At 73.4% G+C, this 17,236-nt stretch carries 18 protein-coding genes; 7 read left to right on the forward strand and 11 right to left on the reverse strand.

Features of this window, described 5'->3' with window-relative positions; all coding sequences use genetic code 11:
- Positions 1-92 precede the first annotated feature (92 nt).
- Positions 93-1,688 carry a serine/threonine-protein kinase gene (locus tag BSB02_RS24780; protein ID WP_206184867.1) on the reverse strand — a complete coding sequence of 532 codons (1,596 nt, stop codon included), beginning with the start codon at positions 1,686-1,688 and terminating at the stop codon, positions 93-95.
- A complete protein-coding gene (locus BSB02_RS24785; RefSeq protein ID WP_084962381.1) occupies positions 1,688-3,190 on the reverse strand; it encodes a zinc ribbon domain-containing protein in 1,503 nt (500 codons plus the stop codon). The genes BSB02_RS24780 and BSB02_RS24785 overlap by 1 nt, the downstream gene beginning before the upstream one ends.
- Before the next feature lie 86 nt (positions 3,191-3,276).
- On the opposite strand from BSB02_RS24785, the gene BSB02_RS24790 reads away from it, so the two are divergent.
- Complete coding sequence (locus tag BSB02_RS24790; protein WP_084962383.1) at positions 3,277-5,298, forward strand: hydantoinase/oxoprolinase family protein; 2,022 nt, start codon at positions 3,277-3,279, stop codon at positions 5,296-5,298.
- Positions 5,295-6,968, forward strand: a complete 1,674-nt coding sequence (locus BSB02_RS24795; RefSeq protein WP_169729430.1) for a hydantoinase B/oxoprolinase family protein — start codon at positions 5,295-5,297, stop codon at positions 6,966-6,968. Before BSB02_RS24790 ends, BSB02_RS24795 begins: the two co-directional genes overlap by 4 nt.
- A gap of 74 nt (positions 6,969-7,042) precedes the next feature.
- Here the strand turns inward: BSB02_RS24795 and BSB02_RS24800 are convergent, their stop codons facing one another.
- A complete protein-coding gene (locus BSB02_RS24800; RefSeq protein ID WP_084962387.1) occupies positions 7,043-7,699 on the reverse strand; it encodes a type 1 glutamine amidotransferase domain-containing protein in 657 nt (218 codons plus the stop codon).
- 72 nt (positions 7,700-7,771) lie between these two features.
- On the opposite strand from BSB02_RS24800, the gene BSB02_RS24805 reads away from it, so the two are divergent.
- Positions 7,772-8,647 (forward strand): LysR family transcriptional regulator, encoded by an 876-nt coding sequence (locus BSB02_RS24805; RefSeq protein ID WP_084962388.1) that lies wholly within the window; start codon positions 7,772-7,774, stop codon positions 8,645-8,647.
- Here BSB02_RS24805 and BSB02_RS24810 read toward each other — a convergent pair.
- The 5 genes from BSB02_RS24810 to BSB02_RS24830 form a co-directional block, all read right to left on the reverse strand.
- Positions 8,644-9,324 carry an adenosylcobinamide amidohydrolase gene (locus tag BSB02_RS24810; RefSeq protein ID WP_084962391.1) on the reverse strand — a complete coding sequence of 227 codons (681 nt, stop codon included), beginning with the start codon at positions 9,322-9,324 and terminating at the stop codon, positions 8,644-8,646. The genes BSB02_RS24805 and BSB02_RS24810 overlap by 4 nt on opposite strands.
- A complete protein-coding gene (locus tag BSB02_RS24815) occupies positions 9,321-10,094 on the reverse strand; it encodes an ABC transporter ATP-binding protein (protein ID WP_084962393.1) in 774 nt (257 codons plus the stop codon). Before BSB02_RS24815 ends, BSB02_RS24810 begins: the two co-directional genes overlap by 4 nt.
- Positions 10,091-11,113, reverse strand: coding sequence for a FecCD family ABC transporter permease (locus BSB02_RS24820; protein ID WP_240506637.1), 1,023 nt, complete (start codon positions 11,111-11,113; stop codon positions 10,091-10,093). Before BSB02_RS24820 ends, BSB02_RS24815 begins: the two co-directional genes overlap by 4 nt.
- Positions 11,114-11,129: 16 nt before the next feature.
- Positions 11,130-12,080: an ABC transporter substrate-binding protein gene (locus tag BSB02_RS24825; protein ID WP_084962395.1), complete on the reverse strand. Its 951-nt coding sequence runs from the start codon at positions 12,078-12,080 to the stop codon at positions 11,130-11,132.
- Positions 12,081-12,273: 193 nt separating this feature from the next.
- Positions 12,274-13,107, reverse strand: a complete 834-nt coding sequence (locus tag BSB02_RS24830) for a Gfo/Idh/MocA family protein (RefSeq protein WP_240506638.1) — start codon at positions 13,105-13,107, stop codon at positions 12,274-12,276.
- A 38-nt stretch (positions 13,108-13,145) separates the two neighbouring features.
- Here BSB02_RS24830 and BSB02_RS24835 point away from each other — a divergent pair, with 38 nt between their 5' ends.
- The 3 genes from BSB02_RS24835 to BSB02_RS24845 are packed head-to-tail and all read left to right on the forward strand — an operon-like array spanning position 13,146 to position 15,074.
- A complete protein-coding gene (locus BSB02_RS24835) occupies positions 13,146-13,841 on the forward strand; it encodes a hypothetical protein (RefSeq protein WP_143591101.1) in 696 nt (231 codons plus the stop codon).
- The gene (locus BSB02_RS24840) at positions 13,838-14,494 is read left to right on the forward strand and encodes a hypothetical protein (protein WP_084962401.1); all 657 of its coding nucleotides are present in this window, start codon (positions 13,838-13,840) and stop codon (positions 14,492-14,494) included. Before BSB02_RS24835 ends, BSB02_RS24840 begins: the two co-directional genes overlap by 4 nt.
- 13 nt (positions 14,495-14,507) lie before the next feature.
- Complete coding sequence (locus tag BSB02_RS24845) at positions 14,508-15,074, forward strand: histidine phosphatase family protein (RefSeq protein ID WP_084962645.1); 567 nt, start codon at positions 14,508-14,510, stop codon at positions 15,072-15,074.
- Here the strand turns inward: BSB02_RS24845 and BSB02_RS24850 are convergent.
- The 3 genes from BSB02_RS24850 to BSB02_RS24860 all read right to left on the reverse strand — a co-directional run bounded on the left by BSB02_RS24850 (position 15,067) and on the right by BSB02_RS24860 (position 16,476).
- Entirely contained in the window at positions 15,067-15,330 is a 264-nt protein-coding gene (locus BSB02_RS24850; RefSeq protein WP_084962403.1) for a hypothetical protein, read from the reverse strand. The genes BSB02_RS24845 and BSB02_RS24850 overlap by 8 nt on opposite strands.
- Before the next feature lie 87 nt (positions 15,331-15,417).
- Positions 15,418-15,654, reverse strand: a complete 237-nt coding sequence (locus tag BSB02_RS24855; protein ID WP_084962404.1) for a DUF397 domain-containing protein — start codon at positions 15,652-15,654, stop codon at positions 15,418-15,420.
- The gene (locus BSB02_RS24860; RefSeq protein ID WP_084962407.1) at positions 15,655-16,476 is read right to left on the reverse strand and encodes a helix-turn-helix domain-containing protein; all 822 of its coding nucleotides are present in this window, start codon (positions 16,474-16,476) and stop codon (positions 15,655-15,657) included.
- Positions 16,477-16,666: 190 nt separating this feature from the next.
- Here BSB02_RS24860 and BSB02_RS24865 point away from each other — a divergent pair, with 190 nt between their 5' ends.
- The gene (locus tag BSB02_RS24865) at positions 16,667-17,173 is read left to right on the forward strand and encodes an ATP-binding protein (protein ID WP_084962409.1); all 507 of its coding nucleotides are present in this window, start codon (positions 16,667-16,669) and stop codon (positions 17,171-17,173) included.
- The last annotated feature ends 63 nt before the right edge of the window (positions 17,174-17,236 follow it).

Consider the following 17,236-nt stretch of genomic DNA (forward strand, 5'->3'; position numbering starts at 1 on the left):
TTACCATTTATGGCGAAAAATATACACGGAGATGCCGGGTGCGACACCAGACCCTTCCGCATGACGAGAGAAGGCCGCTCCCCCCGGCGGCGTCAGAGCAGCCGCGCGCTCTCCACGACGCGCTTCTGGACGTCCTGCCGGCAGGCGGCGGGGGCGCAGTAGTAGAGCAGCAGCAGCGGCTTGCCGGGCCGTTCCACGACGTAGCCGATGACGGACAGCCGCGTGGCGCGGCCCTTCCTGTCGAGCATCGTGCCCTCGAACAGCTTGGCGCGGCTGGTGCCGACGCGGTCCTCCACCGGCTTCCTGGTGATCTCGACCTCGCCCGGCAGGATCGCGTCCAGCGTCGCCTTGAGGTGCTCGGCGTCGGCGTTCAGGTCGAGGGTGTCGGAGACCTGGACGTACACGCCTGAGGCCGACTCCGGCTCGCCGGAGATGATCGGGGCGACGGCGGTCCAGTCGGCGTCGGCCCCCGCGAGGAACAGCGCCTCGAACTCCTCGGGGCGCGGCGTGACCACCGCGAACAGGTCGAGATGGCTTCTGGCCGTCCAGTCGGCGGGATGCTCGAAGGTCAGCGGCGCCGCCGCGGACCCCTTGAACGCGGTCCACTCCTGGCCCCGCCCGCCGAGCGCCACCATGAGCACCAGCACCACCGCCGCCAGGGCGGCGATCACCGAGGCGAGCACGAGCCACGTCCTGCTGAGTCCCCGGCGGCCTCCGGGGACCGAGGGCCGGGTCCTGGGGCCGGTGGGCGGGGACGGCGGCAGCGACGGCGACGGCTGCATCGTGGGCTGCATCGACGGCTGCACCGTGGGCGGCGGCTGCTGCAAGGTCACCGGCGCGCCGCTGATGGCCTCGCGCAGCGCGCCCGCGAACGTGGCGCAGTCGGGGAAGCGCTGCTCGGGCGCCTTGGCCAGGGCGCGCATCATCACGGCGTCGACGGCCGGCGGCAGCTCCGGCCGCAGCTGCGACAGCGGCATGGGCGCCTCGGCCAGGTGCGCCCACAGCATGCCGATGTCGTTGTCCCGCTCGAACGGCAGCCGGCCGGTCAGCGCCTCGTAGACCACGCACGCCATGGCGTACTGGTCGCAGCGGCCGTCGATGGTCTCCTTGTTGATCTGCTCGGGCGCCATGTACCGGGGCGTGCCGATGAACTGGTCGGTCTGGGTCAGCCCCGAGATCGAGGTGCGGTGCTTGGTGATGCCGAAGTCGGTCAGGTAGACGTGCTGGCTGGGAGCCTGCCCGGCGAGCAGGATGTTGGCCGGCTTGACGTCGCGGTGGATCAGGTCGTGCGCGTGCGCGGTGTCGAGGGCGGCGGCGACCTGCGCGAAGATGTTCGTGGCGATCGGCGGCGGCAGCGGCCCGTGCTCCAGGATGTAGCGCCGCAGGTCCAGCCCCTCCACGTACCGCATGGCGATGTAGAGCACGCCCTCGGGGTCGGCGCTGGCCTCGTAGATCGGGATGATGTTGGGGTGCTCGATGCTGGCGACCGTACGGGACTCCAGGATGAACCGCCGCCGGAACCGGTCGTCCACGCTGAGCACCGGGTTGAGGATCTTCAGCGCCACCTTCCTGCTGAGCCGCGGATCCAGCGCCAGGTAGACCACGGCCATGCCGCCCTTGCCGACCACGTCCTGGATGTAGTAACCGGCCACCTCCTGACCGATCAGGGCTCGTTCGTTCACGTGCATCACGACTCGCTGGGGTGGCCGCAGTAACCGCAGAACCGGTGGCCGGCTCCCAGCCGCATGCCGCAGGAGGTGCAGAACTTGACCTGCTGGGGCTGAGCCGTCATGAGCGGCTGCGAGTATTGGTGCTGCTGTGACTGCTGCGGTGGCTGCTGGTGCCGTTGCAGGGCCTGCTCCAGCTGCGTCCGGCTGACCACCGACGTCGCGTGCGCCCCCTCGTCGAACGGCGGAGGCGCCGCCCCCGACGGCGCGGCGGCCTCGGGGACGGCCCGGCGGCGCCACAGCAGGAAGCCGCCCGCCGCGGCCAGGAGCAGCAGCACGGCGGCGGCGAGGAACGGCCACAGCGGCAGCCCGCCCCCCGGGGCCGGCGCGGTGGTCTTGCTCCCGCCCTTGTCCTCGGCGGTGCCCCGCTTGGTCAGCGAGGTCCGCAGGTGCTCGGCCGCCACGGTGTGGCCCGGGTACAGGTCGAGCACGCGCTGGAAGGCGGGGATCGCCTCGGTGTAGTACTTGGTGTGGAAGCGGGTCAGCGCGGTCTCGAACGCGGCGTCCACCTGACCCCTGCGCGGCTGGACCCCCGCCTCGGCGAGCGCGGCGGTGATCTCCCTGACGCCGATCATCCGGGCCTCGCGACCGCCGCCGACCAGCAGGCCGACGACCTTGCCCTCCTTGTCGCCGATCACCGGGGCGCCCAGGAGGCCCTTGTCGGCGAGCGCGCCCAGCTTGGGCGGCTCGTCGACCTTCTTCTGCGGATCGGCGAAGGGCCGGCCGGAGTCGCCGGCCGAGCCGCCCTTGCCCAGGTGGGCGATCTCGGTGACGAGCTTGACCGTGGCGGAGGGCCGGCCGGGGAAGCCCGCGACCGCGACGGGCGAGCCCTCCTTGTCGGGCACCTTGTCCGCCAGCGGCGCCGTCGGCAGGCCGACGCTGCCGTCGCCGCGCCCGGTGGGCTGGAGCACCGCCGGGCTGTCCGGCGAGTCGCCGAGCTTGACGATCTCGGCCTCGAAGCCCTTCGGGTCGGGCGGGTTGAGGTTCGGATAGACCGTGATCTTGGTGGTGACCTTGATGAAGCACGACCGCACGCGCTTCTCCGGCGGGTAGCAGGCGTTCAGCTCGCGGTTGACGCGCTCGTCCTCGACGGTGTGCCGCTCGAAGTCGGCCGGGATGTCCACGTCGTAGTGGTCGGCGATGATGCGGTTGGCGGCGTAGACGCCCGCGTCCTTGTCGTTGTCGACCACGCGGGTGAGGACGACCACCGCGCCGTCGGGATTGACCACGATCCCGGTGCCCGACCCGATCGGCACGTTGTAGCCGCGCTCGATCGGGACGATCGCATCGCGGTGCTCCAGCAGGGTGATGTCGACGTGCTGGCTGGCCTCCACGCGGACGACAGCCGGCGTCACAAGGTCGGTGATGCCGCTGGGATGCTCGTGCGCCTGCGCGGGCACCGCTCCGACCGCGACCAGTCCGAGCAGGCTCACAAGGGCCACGGGCGCGATGTGACGTTGCATCGCTGTCTCCTTACGGAGGGATACTGTCCAGCCTGCCAATATGCAGGCGGAAGTCAAGGCAGACAAGCGCTTGTTAGGCTGCGGTCGTGCATGCGATCGCCGTCGACGTCGGCGGAACATTCACCGACGTATATTCGCACGGACCCGCCGGCGCGGTGGCCGCCAAGGTGCTCACCACGCCCGAGGACCCGGTCGAGGGCGTCCTGCGGGGCGTCGCGCGGGTCCTGACCTTCGACCCGGCCCTGGTCGGCAGCGTCGTCCACGCCACCACGCTGGCCACCAACGCGGTGCTCGAACGCAAGGGCGCCCGGGTCGCGTTCGTCACCACGCGCGGCTTCGGCTCCATGATCCCGCTCGGCCGCTACGCCCGCGTCGAGGAGGACCGCTACGACCTGCGCTTCACCCCGCCCACGCTGGACGTGGAGTGCTTCGAGGTGACCGAGCGGCTCGACAGCCGCGGCGCCGTGCTGGTGCCGCTGGACCTGGAGTCGGTACGGCGGGCCGCGGCCGAGATCGCCCGGCGCGGCATCGCCTCGGCCGCGGTGTGCCTGCTCCACTCCTACGCCAACCCGGCGCACGAGCAGGCGGTGGCCGAGGTGCTGCGCTCCCGCGTCCCGCACGTCGTCACCTCCGCCGAGGTCTGGCCGGAGATCCGCGAGTACGAGCGGGCCACCACCACGATCGTCGCCGCCCAGGTCGGGCCCCTCATGGCCGCCTACCTGACGCGCCTGCGCGCCGGCCTGGCCTCGCTGGGCGTGCGCGCGCCCGTCTACGTCATGGACTCCAGCGGCGGCGTCATGTCCGCCGAACTGGCCGCCCGCCGCGCGGTCGCCACCGTCGAGTCCGGCCCCGCGGCCGGCGTCCTGGCGGCCTCCCGGTACGGCGAGGCCATCTCGTTCGACATGGGCGGCACCACGGCCAAGGCGTGCGTCATCCGGGGCGGGCGTCCCGCGATCACGCACGAGTTCCACGTCGGCGGCAAAGGCAGCTTCGGCGGGCGGCGCGCCGGCACCGGCGTGCCGATCAGGACGCCGGCGATCGACCTGGCCGAGGTGGGCGCGGGCGGGGGCAGCATCGCCTGGCTGGACGCCGCGGGGGCGCTGCGCGTGGGCCCGCGCTCGGCGGGCTCGCTGCCCGGCCCCGCCTGCTACGGCCTGGGCGGCGGCGAGCCCACGGTGACCGACGCCAACCTCGTGCTCGGTTACCTGTCCTCGGCGTCCATCCCGCTCCACCCGGCCCTGGCGCGCAAGGCGCTGGACCGCCTGGCCGGTCCCCTGGGCGTCTCGCGGGAGGCGGTGGCCCACGCCGTCCACGAGATCGTCAGCGCCGCCATGGCGTCGGCCGTCCACGTGGTGACCGTGCAGCGCGGCATCGACCCCCGGGGGTTCGCGCTGGTGGCCTTCGGCGGCGCGGGGCCCATGCACGCCGCGCGGGTCGCCGAGCGCTTCGGCATCTCCTCGGTCGTCGTCCCCCCGCACTGCGGCGTCGCCTCCGCCGTCGGCCTGCTGGCCGGGGCGCTGTCGGCGGACCGCGTGCTGACCCGGCTCGGCGCCGCCGACCCTGAGGCGATCTTCACGGCGCTGGCCGCCGACGCCGCCGCGGACCTGGAGGTCTCGCCGTCCGCCCCGGACGTGACCGTCGAGCGCTCGGCGGACGTGCGCTTCCGCGGCCAGTCGCACGAGCTGACCGTGCCCTGGTCGCCCGCCCGCGAGGAGCTGGCCGAGCGCTTCTTCGCCCGCTACCGGGAGGTGTACGGCATCGCGCAACGCGGCGAGATCGAGGTGGTCGGCTACCGGATCCGGCTCACCAGGCGCTTCCCCGGCCCGCCGGAGACGGCGCCGCCTCTCGGACCGCCTCCCGGACGGTCTCCCAGGCGGCGCCGCCCGGCGTACTTCCCCGAGCTGGGCGGCTACGCCGACGTGCCGGTGCTGACCCGCGACGGGCTCGACGAGCTCGCCGGGCCGGCCGGGCTCGCCGGGCCGGCCGTCGTCGAGGACCCCGAGTCCACCATCGTCGTCCCGCCGGGCTGGAGCGCCCGCCTGGACCCGGCGCGCGCCGTCCTGCTGGAGCGGCTGGAGCGGGCAGAACGGCTGGAGCGGCGCCCGTGAGCCACGACGCCCTGACCGCGCAGGTGCTGCGCAACGCCCTGGTGGTGGCCGCCGAGGAGGCCGGCATCGTGGTCGTGCGCTCGGCCTACTCGACCTTCATCGTGGAGGGCTCCGACGCCTCCGCCGCGATCCTCGACGCAGGCGGCCGCCTGGTCGCCCAGTCCATGGCCACCACGCTGATGAACAGCATGGCGCTGCGGGCCGCGCTGCCGGAGGTGCTGAAGGACTTCCCCGCCGCCTCGATGCGGCCCGGCGAGGTCTACGCGCTCAACGACGCCTACCGGGGCGGCGTGCACACCAACGACCTGCTGGTCTTCCGGCCGGTGTTCGTCTTTGGCGCCCCGCGGTACTTCACCGCCACCATGATCCACGTCTCGGACCTGGGCGGCCTGTCGGCGGGCGGCATGGCGCCGCTGGCCACCGACGTCTTCCTGGAAGGCCTCCAGCTGCCCCCGGTACGGCTGGCCACCGCCGGCGGCCTGGACCGGGCCGTCGAGGCGATCCTGCGCGCCAACAGCCGCACCCCCGACAAGGTGATGGGCGACGTGCGGGCCCTGGTGGCCGGGACCGCGGTCGCGGCGGCGCGGCTGGAGCGGCTGGCCGGGGAGTACGGCGAGGCGGGCCTGGCCGAGGGGATCGCGGAGTACCTGGACTACACCGAGGCCAGGACCAGGGCCGCGATCACCGGCCTGCCGGCCGGGCGGTTCGAGGCGGCCTACCCCATCGACGACGACGGCGTCCATCCGGGCCGCGAGCTCGTGGTGCGGGTGGCGGTGACCGTCGAGCGGGAGCCGCCGCGGGTCGTGGCCGACTTCGCGGGCACCGACCCGCAGGTCCCCGCCGCCGTCAACGCCTCGGCCTCCCAGTCTCTGGCCGCCGCCGTGTTCGGCGTGCGGTGCTTCCTGGACCCCACGATCCCGATGAACGAGGGCTGCCTGCGCGCCCTGGACATCCGCCTGCCGGAGGGGTCGCTGCTCAACGCCCGGCCGCCGCACCCCTGCGGCGGCCGGTTCGTGCCGGTCTACGCGGCCATGGAGGCCGTCTTCCAGGCGCTGTCGGACGCCGTGCCGGAGCGTGCCATCGCGCCCAGCGGCATCCTCCAGCCGTTCTCGATCGCGGCCGTCGGCGCGCCGTACTGGATCCACCTGTCCTACGACTTCGGCGGCGTGGGCGCGCGGGCCGGGCTGGACGGGCCGGACGCGACGGGCGTGCACTTCGGGCTCGGCCGCAACTCGGTGCCGCAGGCCGAGCCGGTGGAGAGCCGCTGCCCGATCGTCGTGGAGTCGGTGGAGACCGTGCCGGACTCTGGCGGGCCCGGCCGGTACCGCGGGGGCCTGGCCACGCGGACGGTCTTCCGTTTCCTGGCCGACTGCCACGTCACCACGCGCGGCGACCGGCTGCGCCTGCCGCCTCCCGGGCGCGGCGGCGGGCGGCCGGGGCGCACCGGCGGGTTCTTCCGGCGCCGCCTCGACGGCACGCTGGAGCGGCTGCCGTCGAAGGCCAACAACGTCTTCTTCGCCGCCGGGGAGGCGTTCGTGGTGGAGACGACGGGCGGGGGCGGGCTCGGCTCGCCGCATGAGCGGCCGCGCGAGGAGGTGGAGGCGGACCTCCGCGCCGGTCGCGTGTCCCCGCGCGGCGCGAGGGAGGACTACGGCTGGGACGGCGGCTGAGCCGCCCGCTCCACCGCGTGCCGTACGCCGACCTCCCCGGGTGGTCGCCGCGGTCGACGCGGTGCGGCACGTGCTCAGCTGAGCAGCTCGACCACGCGTTCGGCGAGCGGGGCGGCGCTGGCGGGGTTCTGGCCCGTGGCCAGGCGGCCGTCGACGACGACCTGCGGCTGGAAGTCCGGCCCCGGCACGTGCGTCGCCCCGCGCCCGGTGAGCGCGTCGGCCAGCAGGAACGGCACCACCTCGGCCAGGCCCACGGCCTCCTCCTCGGCGTTGGTGAACCCCGCCACCCTCTTGCCCGCGACCAGGGGGGATCCGTCGGAGAGGGTCAGGTTGACCAGCGCCGCCGGGCCGTGGCAGACGGCGGCCACCACGCCGCCGCGCTCATAGACCTCCCGGCCCATGCGGATCACGCCGGGGTCGTCGGGGAAGTCCCACATGGTGCCGTGCCCGCCCGCGTAGAGCACCGCGTCGTAGCGGGAGGGGTCCAGGTCGGCCAGGCACGGGGTGGCGGTCAGGTCGACGGTCTCGAGGAAGGCCCGCTGGACGGGGTCCTCGGCGTCGTAGCCGTCCTGCGGCGGCTCGCCGCCCCGCACGCTGGCGACCTCCACCTCGAAACCGGCCTTGTGGAAGACCTCCCAGGGGTGCGCCGCCTCCGGCACGTAGAACCCGGTCCGCCGGATACCGCCGAGGTCGTCGTGGCTGGTCAGGGCGATCAGAATGCGCTTGCTCATGCCTTGATGATGACCCCGTCCCGCCATCGGCCACAAATAGCCAAACATGGGCACAGCCATCAGAATTCTGATATGCCGCTTTCGCTGGACCTGTTGCGGACGTTCCTGGCCGTGCACCGGACCGGCTCCATCACCGCCGCCGCCCAGACGCTCGGGCTGTCGCAGCCTGCCGTGACCGCCCAGATCAAGGCCCTGGAGGCGGCGCTGGACCGGCCGCTGTTCGACCGGCTGCCGCGGGGCGTGGCCCCCACGGCCGTGGCCGACGAGCTGGCCCGCCGGGTCGCGGGCGCGCTCGACACGCTCGACGCGGTGATCGGCTCGGAGCTGCCCACCGGGCACACGCTCCACCTGGGCGGCCCGGCCGAATTCCTCACCGAGGTCGTGCTGCCGCTGCTGGCCCCGCTCGTGCGCGGCGGCCTGCGGCTGCGCGTCACCTTCGGCCTGGCCGACGACCTGCTGCAGGCCCTCGCCGCCGGGCGGCTGGACCTGGTGGTGTCCACGATCCGGCCGCGGCTGCGCGGTGTGCGCGCCGAAGCGGCCTACGACGAGGAGTTCGTGCTGGTCGCCTCGCCGGAGCTGGCCGTGCGCCACCCCGACCCGGTACGGCGGGGCGCCCCGGTCATCGCCTACGCCGAGGACCTGCCGATCATCCGCCGCTACTGGCGCACGGTCCACGGCACGCGCCCGGCCATGGACGCGCAGGTGGTGATCCCCGACCTGCGCGGCGTCCTGCAGGCCGTCCGCGCCGGGATGGGCGTGTCGGTGCTGCCCGCCTACCTGTGCCGGCGCGACCTGGCCGCGGGCGTACTGGTGGCGCTCGCCCGGCCGGAGCCGCCGCCGATCAACACGGGATACCTGGCGGTGCGGTCGGGCGGGCGGGCCGTGCCTGCCGTCACCGAGGTGCACGACCACCTGCTGGAACGGCTGCGCGCGGGCTCTCCGTACTAGGGCGTGGGCTCGATGGGGCGGGCGAGCGGCTCGTAGTCCACCCGGGCGGCCACCTCGCGCCAGTCCTCGGCGCCCCGCCGTACCGCCTGGTGGACCGCGCGGGCCAGGCGCGCGCCCCAGGTCGAGCGCGGGCCGCAGAACGGCTCCTCCTCCCCCGCGGACGGCACGACCACGCACACGGCGTCCGAGGCGGTGCCCGTGCCCTGGAAGCCGGTCTCGACCAGCGCCTGGGTCTTGGCCTCCGTCACCGTCATGACGGCGTTCACCAGGGCGGCGTCGGACAGGGCCACAGGCAGCGTGGCGACGACGTTGATCGTGCCGACCCTGATGGGCCGCAGTTCGGCGTCGGCGCTGCCCGGCGAGGCGGCGGCCCACGTGGGGACGCGCAGCCCGACGGTCGCGACCGCCTCCACGCCGCCGTCGCGGGCGCGGACGTACCGGGAGACGTAGGCGGCCGTCATCATGCCCACCCCGCGCCCGGCGGGCGCCAGGGAGCGCAGGTGCTCGGCCGGGTCCATGCGCGAGTACCCGGCCGCCACCTGGGCGTTGACCACCCAGCCGACCGGCCCGATGCCGCCGCCGAGCAGCGCCGAGGAGATCGCCCGGTGGCCGGGGCCGAACTCCCACAGCAGCGTCCCGAGCCTGACTCCGTCCTCGACCCGGTACGACAGGATCATGGCCCTCCCCTGACGAGATGGACGACGGGCCGCCCGTCCGGCCCGGGCTCGATCTTGACATGCGCGCCGAAGTGCCGCCCGACCACGGCCTCGGTGAGCACCTGGGCGGGCGTTCCCGAGGCGGCCACGCGGCCGCGGGACAGCAGCAGGAGCGAGTCGGCGTACTGCGCGGCCAGCGACAGGTCGTGCAGGGTGGACACGACCGTGAGCCCGTCGGCGATCCTGAGCCGGTCGACCAGGTCGAGCACCTGCTGCTGGTGGCCCAGGTCCAGGGCGGTCGTCGGCTCGTCCAGCAGCAGCACCGGCGCCTGCTGGGCCAGCGCCCTGGCCAGCACGACGCGCTGCCGCTCGCCGCCCGACAGGTGGTCCAGGGACCGGCCGGCCAGCTCGGTCAGGTCCAGCCGCGCCAGGACCCCCTCGGTGACCGCCCGGTCGTGCCTGCTCTCCCGGCCCAGGTAGGGGATGTACGGCGTGCGCCCCAGCAGGGCGTAGTCGAAGACCGTCATGTCGGGCGGGAGCAGGGGCGTCTGGGGCGCGTAGGCGACGAGGCGGGCCCGCTGGCGGGGGCGCAGGCGCTCCAGGGGGTGCCCGTCGAGCGTGACCGTGCCGCGGTGCCCGGCCAGGCCCATGAGGGCGCGCAGCAGGGTCGACTTGCCCGCGCCGTTGGGGCCGATCACGGCCAGCCACTCGCCTCGCCGTACGTGCAGGGACACGTCATGGAGCACCTCGGCCCGGCCGAGGCGGACCGACAGGCCCTCGGCGGCGATCACGTGGCCGCCTTCCGCGTCATGCGGAGCACCGCGACGAAGAACGGCGCGCCCACGAACATGGTGACCACGCCGATGGGCAGCTCGGCGGGGGCCATCACGGTGCGGGCCAGCAGGTCGCCCAGCACGAGGAAGGCGGCTCCCACCACCAGCGACAGGGGCAGGACCACGCGGTAGGAGCCGCCGAAGATCCGCCGCACGATGTGGGGGACGACGATGCCGACGAAGCCGATGAGCCCGCTGACGGCCACGGCGGCGGCGGTGGCGAGGGAGGCGGCCAGCAGCACGGCGAGGCGCACGCGGGCGGCCCTGATCCCCAGGCTGGCGGCCTCGTCGTCGCCCACCGACAGCACGTCCAGCATCCGGCCGTGCGCGAGCATCGCGGTCACCGACACCACGGCGTACGGCAGGACGAGGAAGAACTGGTCCCAGCCGCCGCCCACGTCGCCGAGGATCCAGGAGTAGATCTTCTGCAGCTGTTCGACCTCCAGCTGCTGGACGAAGGTCTGCACGGCGGTGAGGAAGGAGGTCACGGCCACCCCGGCGAGCACGAGCGTGGCGGTGCCGCCCGCGCGCCCCGCGGTGTTGCCGAGGGCGTAGGCGAGCATGACGCCGCCGACCGCGCCGACGAAGGCGGCCACGGGGATGCTCGTGGCCAGGCCGGGGAGGGCGACGATCACGACGGTGACCGCCAGGCCGGCGCCTGCCGCGGCGCCCAGCAGGTAGGGGTCGGCGAGGGGGTTGCGGAACACGCCCTGGTAACCGGCTCCGGCGACCGCGAGCAGCCCGCCCACGGTCGCGGCGACGAGCACGCGGGGCAGGCGCAGGTCGGCCAGCAGGGCCTGCTCGACGGCGGCCAGGCCGGAGTCGACCTCCACGAGCGGGAGCCAGTCGAGCGCCTGGAGGACGGCCTGCCGCGGGGAGATGTCGGCGGCGCCGCCCAGCAGCCCGGCGAGCATCGACGCGAGCAGCAGGCCGGCCGCCGCCGCGACCAGGAGCGGCCTCGCCTTGCCCGCCCTCACGCCGCCCTCCCGGCGCTCACTGGGCGGCCTTGGCGACCGCCTCGGAGACCGTCCTGGCGAGGTCGACGACGCGCGGCCCCCAGCGGGAGGCGATGTCGTCGTCCAGCTGGACCACCCGGTCGTTCTTGATCGCCGACAGGTTCTTCCAGCCGGGCCGCTTGGCCAGCGTCTCCTTGCTCTGCTGGCAGCACTTCACGTCGGCCAGGAAGATCAGGTCGGGGTCGGCCTGCACGACGAACTCCGGCGACAGCTTGGGGTAGCCGCCGGCCGCGTCGGGCGCCTTGTCGGCGATGTTGACCAGCCCGAACAGCGAGTAGATCTGCCCGATGAAGGTCTTGGACGTCGCGGCGAACGGCGTCTGGTCCAGCTCGTGGTAGTAGGTCAGCCCCTTGCCCTTGGGGGCCGCGGCGGCCAGCCGTTCCAGCTCGCTCTTCATGGACGCGACGAGCTCGTCGGCCTTGGCCTTGTTGCCGGTGGCCGCCCCGAGGTCGGCGATCTCGTCGTAGGCCTCCTCCAGCTTCGTGGCGGCCGGCTCGAGCAGGACGGGCACGTTGAGCTTGCCCAGCTCGGCGACGACGTTGTCGGTGTCGTTGGCCACGATCACCAGGTCGGGCTTGTGCGCGGCGATCGCCTCGACGTTGGGCTTGAAGCCCGACAGGTCGGTCTTGGGGGCCTGCGGCGGGTGGTTCGACTGGTCGTCCGCGGCCACGACCTGGGCGCCCGCGCCGATGGCGAAGAGCGTCTCGGTGGCGGTGGGCGACAGCGACACCACGCGCTCGGGCTTCTTGGCGATGGTCACCGGGCCGTTGCCGGCCTGGACCGTGACGGGGAACGCCCCGGCGGCCGGGGCGGCGGAGGCGGACGCGCTGGAGGTGGCGGAGGTGGCGGGCGTGCCCTGCTGACCGCATCCGGCCAGCGCGAGGACACCCAGCGCGACACCGGCGAAGGCCTTGGCTACGGGCCTCACGTTTGAGTCCTTTCGCTGCTGGAACCGAGAGACCCGCGTTGGAGCGACGGATCACCCTTTTCCACGAGGGTTGATGGCGTCAGCGCAGAGGCAGGCGACCTGGCTATGACAGTTGCGGGACAGCGCCGGACTCGCACCGGACTTCGCTGCGCACTGCGCGTCGGACAAACGCTATCAATTCTCCGGAACGGCCCTACGTCAAGAGCTGCCTCTCCGCCTCGGCGATGATCTCCTGCAGGCGCAGCCCGTGGGCGGCGTCGAGGGGATGGCCGCCGCCCTGCCGCACCGTCCTGGCGAACTCCTCGGCCACGGCGGCCAGCGGCCGGCCGCCGATCTCGCCGAACACCGCCGTGCCGCCGCGCCCGAAGACGGCCACCTCGCGCCGGTAGGCGGCGGAGGCCTGGCACAGGGACGCCTCGCTGACCGCGCCGCCCTCGTGCTCCAGCAGCAGGCCGGTCCAGCGCAGCGGGTCGCCGTGCGCCCGGACGCCCACGACGCGGCCGAGCGCGGCGTCGAGCAGGTCGACGATGTGCGGCCCGACGTCCAGCAGCGCCCCGCGCTCCAGCCGCCACGGCGAGGAGTAGCGGCCGCCCAGCAGGGCGTCGGACACGGCCACGGCGTGGCCGCCGAAGGGCTCGATCTCGGCCGCCCTGGCCAGGAAGTCGCGCGCCGCGTCGGTGTAGCGGAGGGTGAGCAGCATCTGGGAGGGCACCCCCGTCTCCGCCACCGTCTCGGCCAGCCGCCGGGCGCCCTCCAGCGAGTCGGCCAGCGGCTTTTCCAGCAGCAGCGCCTTGCCCGCCTTGGCGGCCTGGACCGCCAGCTCGGCCTGCACGCCGGGCGGCACGCAGAAGGCGACGGCCTCGCAGGCGTCGAACAGCTCCTCCAGCCGCTCGAAGACCGGGGCGCCCAGCCGGGCCGCGGCCTCGGGGCGGCGTGCCCACACCCCGGCCAGCCGGGTGTGCGGTCCCGCCGCCAGCATGGGCGCGTGCGCCGTCTCGGCCCAGGGCCCCGCACCTACCAAACCCACAGAAATCGGCTCCACGGCAGTGTTCACGGCAGTTGAGTATGGCCTACTCATGTGCGGCGCCCGCGACCGGCCGACCCTGGTCCCATGACGAGTATCGACACGACCCCCGCTCGGGTGTCGACACGTTCGCCCGCAACTTCATGGTGGCCGCCGCCTTCGCCGGACCCGCGGTCATGGCCGTGGCCCTGATGACCAGCCCGCTTCCCACCACCACGGAAGGCGAGGCCTACGTCCGCGCCTTCGCCGCCAACCTCGACGCCTACGCCTGGTCGTCGTGGGTCTTCCTGGCCGCCTTCCCGCTCATCCTCGCCGGGCTCCTGGCCGCGGCCAGGGTCGCCCGGCAGGGCAAGCCCGTGCTGGGCCTGGTCGGCTTGGTCCTGGCCTTCCTCATGATGATCCCGTCGGCCAGCATCGACGACACGCTGTACTCCGCGCTCAAGAGCGGCGTGGACGTCGCGACGGCCACGAAGATGTACTCCACACCGGCGCCCACCGCCATCGTGGGCGAACTGTTCCCCCTCGCCCTCATCGGCTTCCTGCTCATCGGCGTGGCCGCCCTGCTCGGCAAGACCGCGCCCACCTGGGGGGCGATCGCCCTCATCGTGGGCCCGATCCTCGTCCCGATCCCCTGGATCACCGGCATGTCGACCGTCGTGGCCGGGGCCGCGTGGCTGGTCATGGCCGCCGGGCTGGGCGGCGTGGCGCTCGGGCTGCTCCGCCGTACGGGATCATGAAGATCGCGCGGTACGGGCCGGCGGCGCTGATGGTGATCGCGCCGCTCAGCCTGGCCCTGGGCGGGGTGCTGTTCCCCTACCCGACGATCCGGGGCCACGACCCGCAGGGGTACCTGGCCCTGGCGTGGTTCTCGCAGATCTGGCTGCTCACGCTGGCCCCGGCCGTCATCGGGGTCGGCGTGGTCGCCATGCGGGGCGCGCCGCTACTGGGCGCGCTGGGGCTGGTCCTGACGGTGCCCGGCACGCTGAACGCCGACGGCAACCCCTACGACCTGGTCTACGCCGGGGTCCGGGAGGGCGTGCCGGTCGCGACGCTGGAGCGCATGATGGAACGGGTCTACGAGCTGCCGGCGTACTCGCCCGCTGGGGTCTGGCTGTACGGCGTGGCGTTCGGCGCCGGTGCCCTGCTGCTGGGCGTGGCGCTCCTGGTGGGCCGGTCGGCGCCGTGGTGGGCGGGGTTCGCCCTGGTGGCCTCGGCCGTGGTGGCGATGCTGGGCGCCTGGGTGGAGCTGCCCGACGTGGCCCGGCCGATCGGCTGGACGCTGGCCACGGCCGCCTTCGCCGGATGCGCGGTGTCCCTGGTGCGCCACCACCCCACGAGCGCGGCCCGGAGATCTTCACCCCCCACCGTGGAGGAGCCGAGCGGCGCCTAGTTGGATGGTGCCCATGCAGGAGATGGTGTTGCTCAGGCACGGCGAGACGGAGTGGAGCAGGGACGGGCGGCACACCGGCCGCACCGACATGCCGCTCACCCCGCACGGGGAGGATCAGGCCCGCGCGCTGGCCCCGCTGGTCAAGGCTCGCGAGTTCGGCCTGGCGCTGGTCAGTCCCGCGCTGCGCGCCCGCCGTACCGCCGACCTGGCGGGCCTGTCCGGCTACGAGACCGACCCCGACATGTGGGAGTGGGACTACGGCGACTACGAGGGCGTCACCACGCCCCAGATCCGCCGCACGCGCCCGGGCTGGTACCTGTGGCGGGACGGGGTGCCCGGCGGCGAGAGCGCCGAGCAGGTGGGCGCGCGGGCGGACCGGGTGATCGCCAGGGCGCGCCGGGCGGAGGGCGCCGTCGCGCTGGTCGCGCACGGCCACTTCCTGCGCGTGCTGACCGCCCGCTGGCTGGGCCTGCCGCCCGCCGACGGCCGTTTCTTCCGGCTGGACACCGGCACCTGCTCGCGCCTGGGGTTCGAGCACGCCGAGCCGGTGGTGCTGACCTGGAACGCCCCCGTCAGCTAGGCACGAGGCGGCCCTCTGGGAAAGGCGCCGGCCCCCTTCCGGTGAGCCACTCCAGCACCTGGCGGTGGCCGCCGACGGCCTCCTCGAAGCGTCCCCAGTGCCAGTACCGCGGCTGGTCGCGCAGGCCCGTCACCCACGTGCGGTAGGCGACCGGCGCGTCCGCAGCCGCCACCCCGTAGGTGCGCACGACCACCTTGCCCCCCGGGGCGAGCAACACGTCGTCGGCGATCGGATACAGCGTCATCTGGTCGAGCATGAGCCGATTGTGCCCAGGCCGTCCGCCCGCCCGGTTACGCCACCGGCGCGCCGGCGTTACGCGGGCGCGCCGGTGGTTAACGATCGGTTACACCAGCAGGCCGTCGAACTCCCCGGCCTTGACCCCGAGCACCAGCGCCCGGATCTCCTCCCGGGTGTAGATCAGGGCGGGCCCGTCCGGGAAGCGCGAGTTGCGCACCGCGACGGCCCCGCCGGGGAGCTCGGCGAGCTCCACGCAGTTGCCCTGCGAATTGCTGTAGCGGCTCTTGCGCCAGGCGACCTGGGACAGGTCGGCCGCGGGCATGCCGTTGTAGGTGTGCTCCATCTACATCTTTCTGAGAAGACGGTCGATGAGCTCCACGGTGCCTCCCGGCGTGGTGCTCTCCACGCACAGCTGCTCCATGGCGGTGAGGTAGGGGTCTACCTCCTCGCGCTTGTCCAGGTACAGCGCACCCCAGAGCTGCTCGACGTACACGACGTCCGACAGGTCGGACTCCGGAAACCGCAAGATGCTGAAGGCTCCGCCCTCCGCCGCGTGCGACCCGAACTTGAACGGCATCACCTGGATGGTGATGTTGGGGAAGGTGGCCACGTGCAGGAGGTGCTGGAGCTGCTCGATCATGACCTCTCTCCCGCCGATGATCCTCCTGAGGGCGGCCTCGTCGATGACGGCCCACAGCCGCGGCCCGTCCTTCCTCGCGAAGCGCTGCTGTCTCTGCAGGCGCGTCTGCACGCGCTTTTCGATCTCCTCGGGAGTCGCGTCGGGGTTGCCGAGCTGGTAGATGGCTCTGGCGTAGTTCGCCGTCTGCAGCAGGCCGGGCACGAACTGCACCTCGTAGGTGCGGATCAGCGACGCCGCCTCCTCCAGGCCCACGTAGGTGGTGAACCAGGACGGCAGGACGTCGGAGTACTTGTGCCACCACCCGGGGGTGTTGGCCTCGCGCACCATCTCCAGCAGGGCTCGACGCTCGGCGTCGTCGACGACGCCGTACAGCGTGAGAAGGTCCTCCACATCACGTGTCTTGAAGCCGACCCGGCCGAGCTCCATCCGGCTGATCTTGGACGCCGACGCCCGGATGTGGAACCCGGCCTCCTCGCGCTCCAGGCCCACCTTCTCGCGCAATCGGCGAAGGCTCGCCCCGAGCATGATGCGCCGAACGGTCGACCCTGAACCCGGCGGATCCATGGACACGTGCTGCTCCTCGGTCGGTTTCTAGCTCATAGTGTGACAGTACTTTCCTTTCCCCCGGCATTACCCTTTCGAGGCAAACGCTAGCGGAAGGCGCATTCCGCTGCACGTGCATTTGACCTTGCACTTGCACGGACTTTTCCGCAGAATGATCTCCGTGCAGACGACCACAGCGCACGACCAGTGGACCACGTTCGACTGGTGGCCCCCGGTCGGATGGTGGCCGGAGGCGGCGCGCGACCTCCTCCAGGCCGGCCCCATGGCGAGCGCCACCTTCGTGCTCCCGCCCGCCGCCTCCTCCGTCCACTCCGCCCGCAGCTTCACCGCGGGCACCCTGCTCGGCTGGGGGCTGGAGGAGCTGGTCGACGACATGGAGCTGGTGGTCTCGGAGCTGGCGACCAACGCGCTGCACCACGGCCTGTCCCTCGGCTCCGCGCCGCTGCCGGTCCAGATGTCCCTGGTACGGCGGGGCCCCATGGTGACCTGCGCGTTCACCGACCCGGGCGCCTCGGTGCCGGTGCTGCGCTACAGCGGCCCGATGGACGTCGGCGGGCTCGGCCTGCACATCGTCGACTCGCTCAGCCTCCGGTGGGGATGGACCGCGCTCGCGCCGCGAGGGAAGATCGTCTGGGCAGTCCTCTCCCGAGCGGCGTGATCTGCACTACCGTTGATGGTCATGGCTCACGGTGAGTCCCGCGCGACCCCATGAGAGTGCTGA

It is taken from the genome of Thermoactinospora rubra (assembly GCF_002093975.1).
GTDB lineage: Bacteria > Actinomycetota > Actinomycetes > Streptosporangiales > Streptosporangiaceae > Nonomuraea > Nonomuraea rubra_A.

Excerpts from the sequence above, each read along its gene's own strand:
- BSB02_RS24780 (WP_206184867.1), bottom strand. The coding sequence starts at position 1,688 with ATGCACGTGAACGAACGAGCCCTGATCGGTCAGGAGGTGGCCGGTTAC.
- BSB02_RS24785 (WP_084962381.1), bottom strand. The coding sequence starts at position 3,190 with ATGCAACGTCACATCGCGCCCGTGGCCCTTGTGAGCCTGCTCGGACTG.
- BSB02_RS24800 (WP_084962387.1), bottom strand. The coding sequence starts at position 7,699 with ATGAGCAAGCGCATTCTGATCGCCCTGACCAGCCACGACGACCTCGGC.
- BSB02_RS24805 (WP_084962388.1), top strand. The coding sequence starts at position 7,772 with ATGCCGCTTTCGCTGGACCTGTTGCGGACGTTCCTGGCCGTGCACCGG.
- BSB02_RS24810 (WP_084962391.1), bottom strand. The coding sequence starts at position 9,324 with ATGATCCTGTCGTACCGGGTCGAGGACGGAGTCAGGCTCGGGACGCTG.
- BSB02_RS24835 (WP_143591101.1), top strand. The coding sequence starts at position 13,146 with ATGGCCTACTCATGTGCGGCGCCCGCGACCGGCCGACCCTGGTCCCAT.
- BSB02_RS24840 (WP_084962401.1), top strand. The coding sequence starts at position 13,838 with ATGAAGATCGCGCGGTACGGGCCGGCGGCGCTGATGGTGATCGCGCCG.
- BSB02_RS24845 (WP_084962645.1), top strand. The coding sequence starts at position 14,508 with ATGCAGGAGATGGTGTTGCTCAGGCACGGCGAGACGGAGTGGAGCAGG.
- BSB02_RS24850 (WP_084962403.1), bottom strand. The coding sequence starts at position 15,330 with ATGCTCGACCAGATGACGCTGTATCCGATCGCCGACGACGTGTTGCTC.
- BSB02_RS24855 (WP_084962404.1), bottom strand. The coding sequence starts at position 15,654 with ATGGAGCACACCTACAACGGCATGCCCGCGGCCGACCTGTCCCAGGTC.
- BSB02_RS24860 (WP_084962407.1), bottom strand. The coding sequence starts at position 16,476 with ATGCTCGGGGCGAGCCTTCGCCGATTGCGCGAGAAGGTGGGCCTGGAG.
- BSB02_RS24865 (WP_084962409.1), top strand. The coding sequence starts at position 16,667 with ATGATCTCCGTGCAGACGACCACAGCGCACGACCAGTGGACCACGTTC.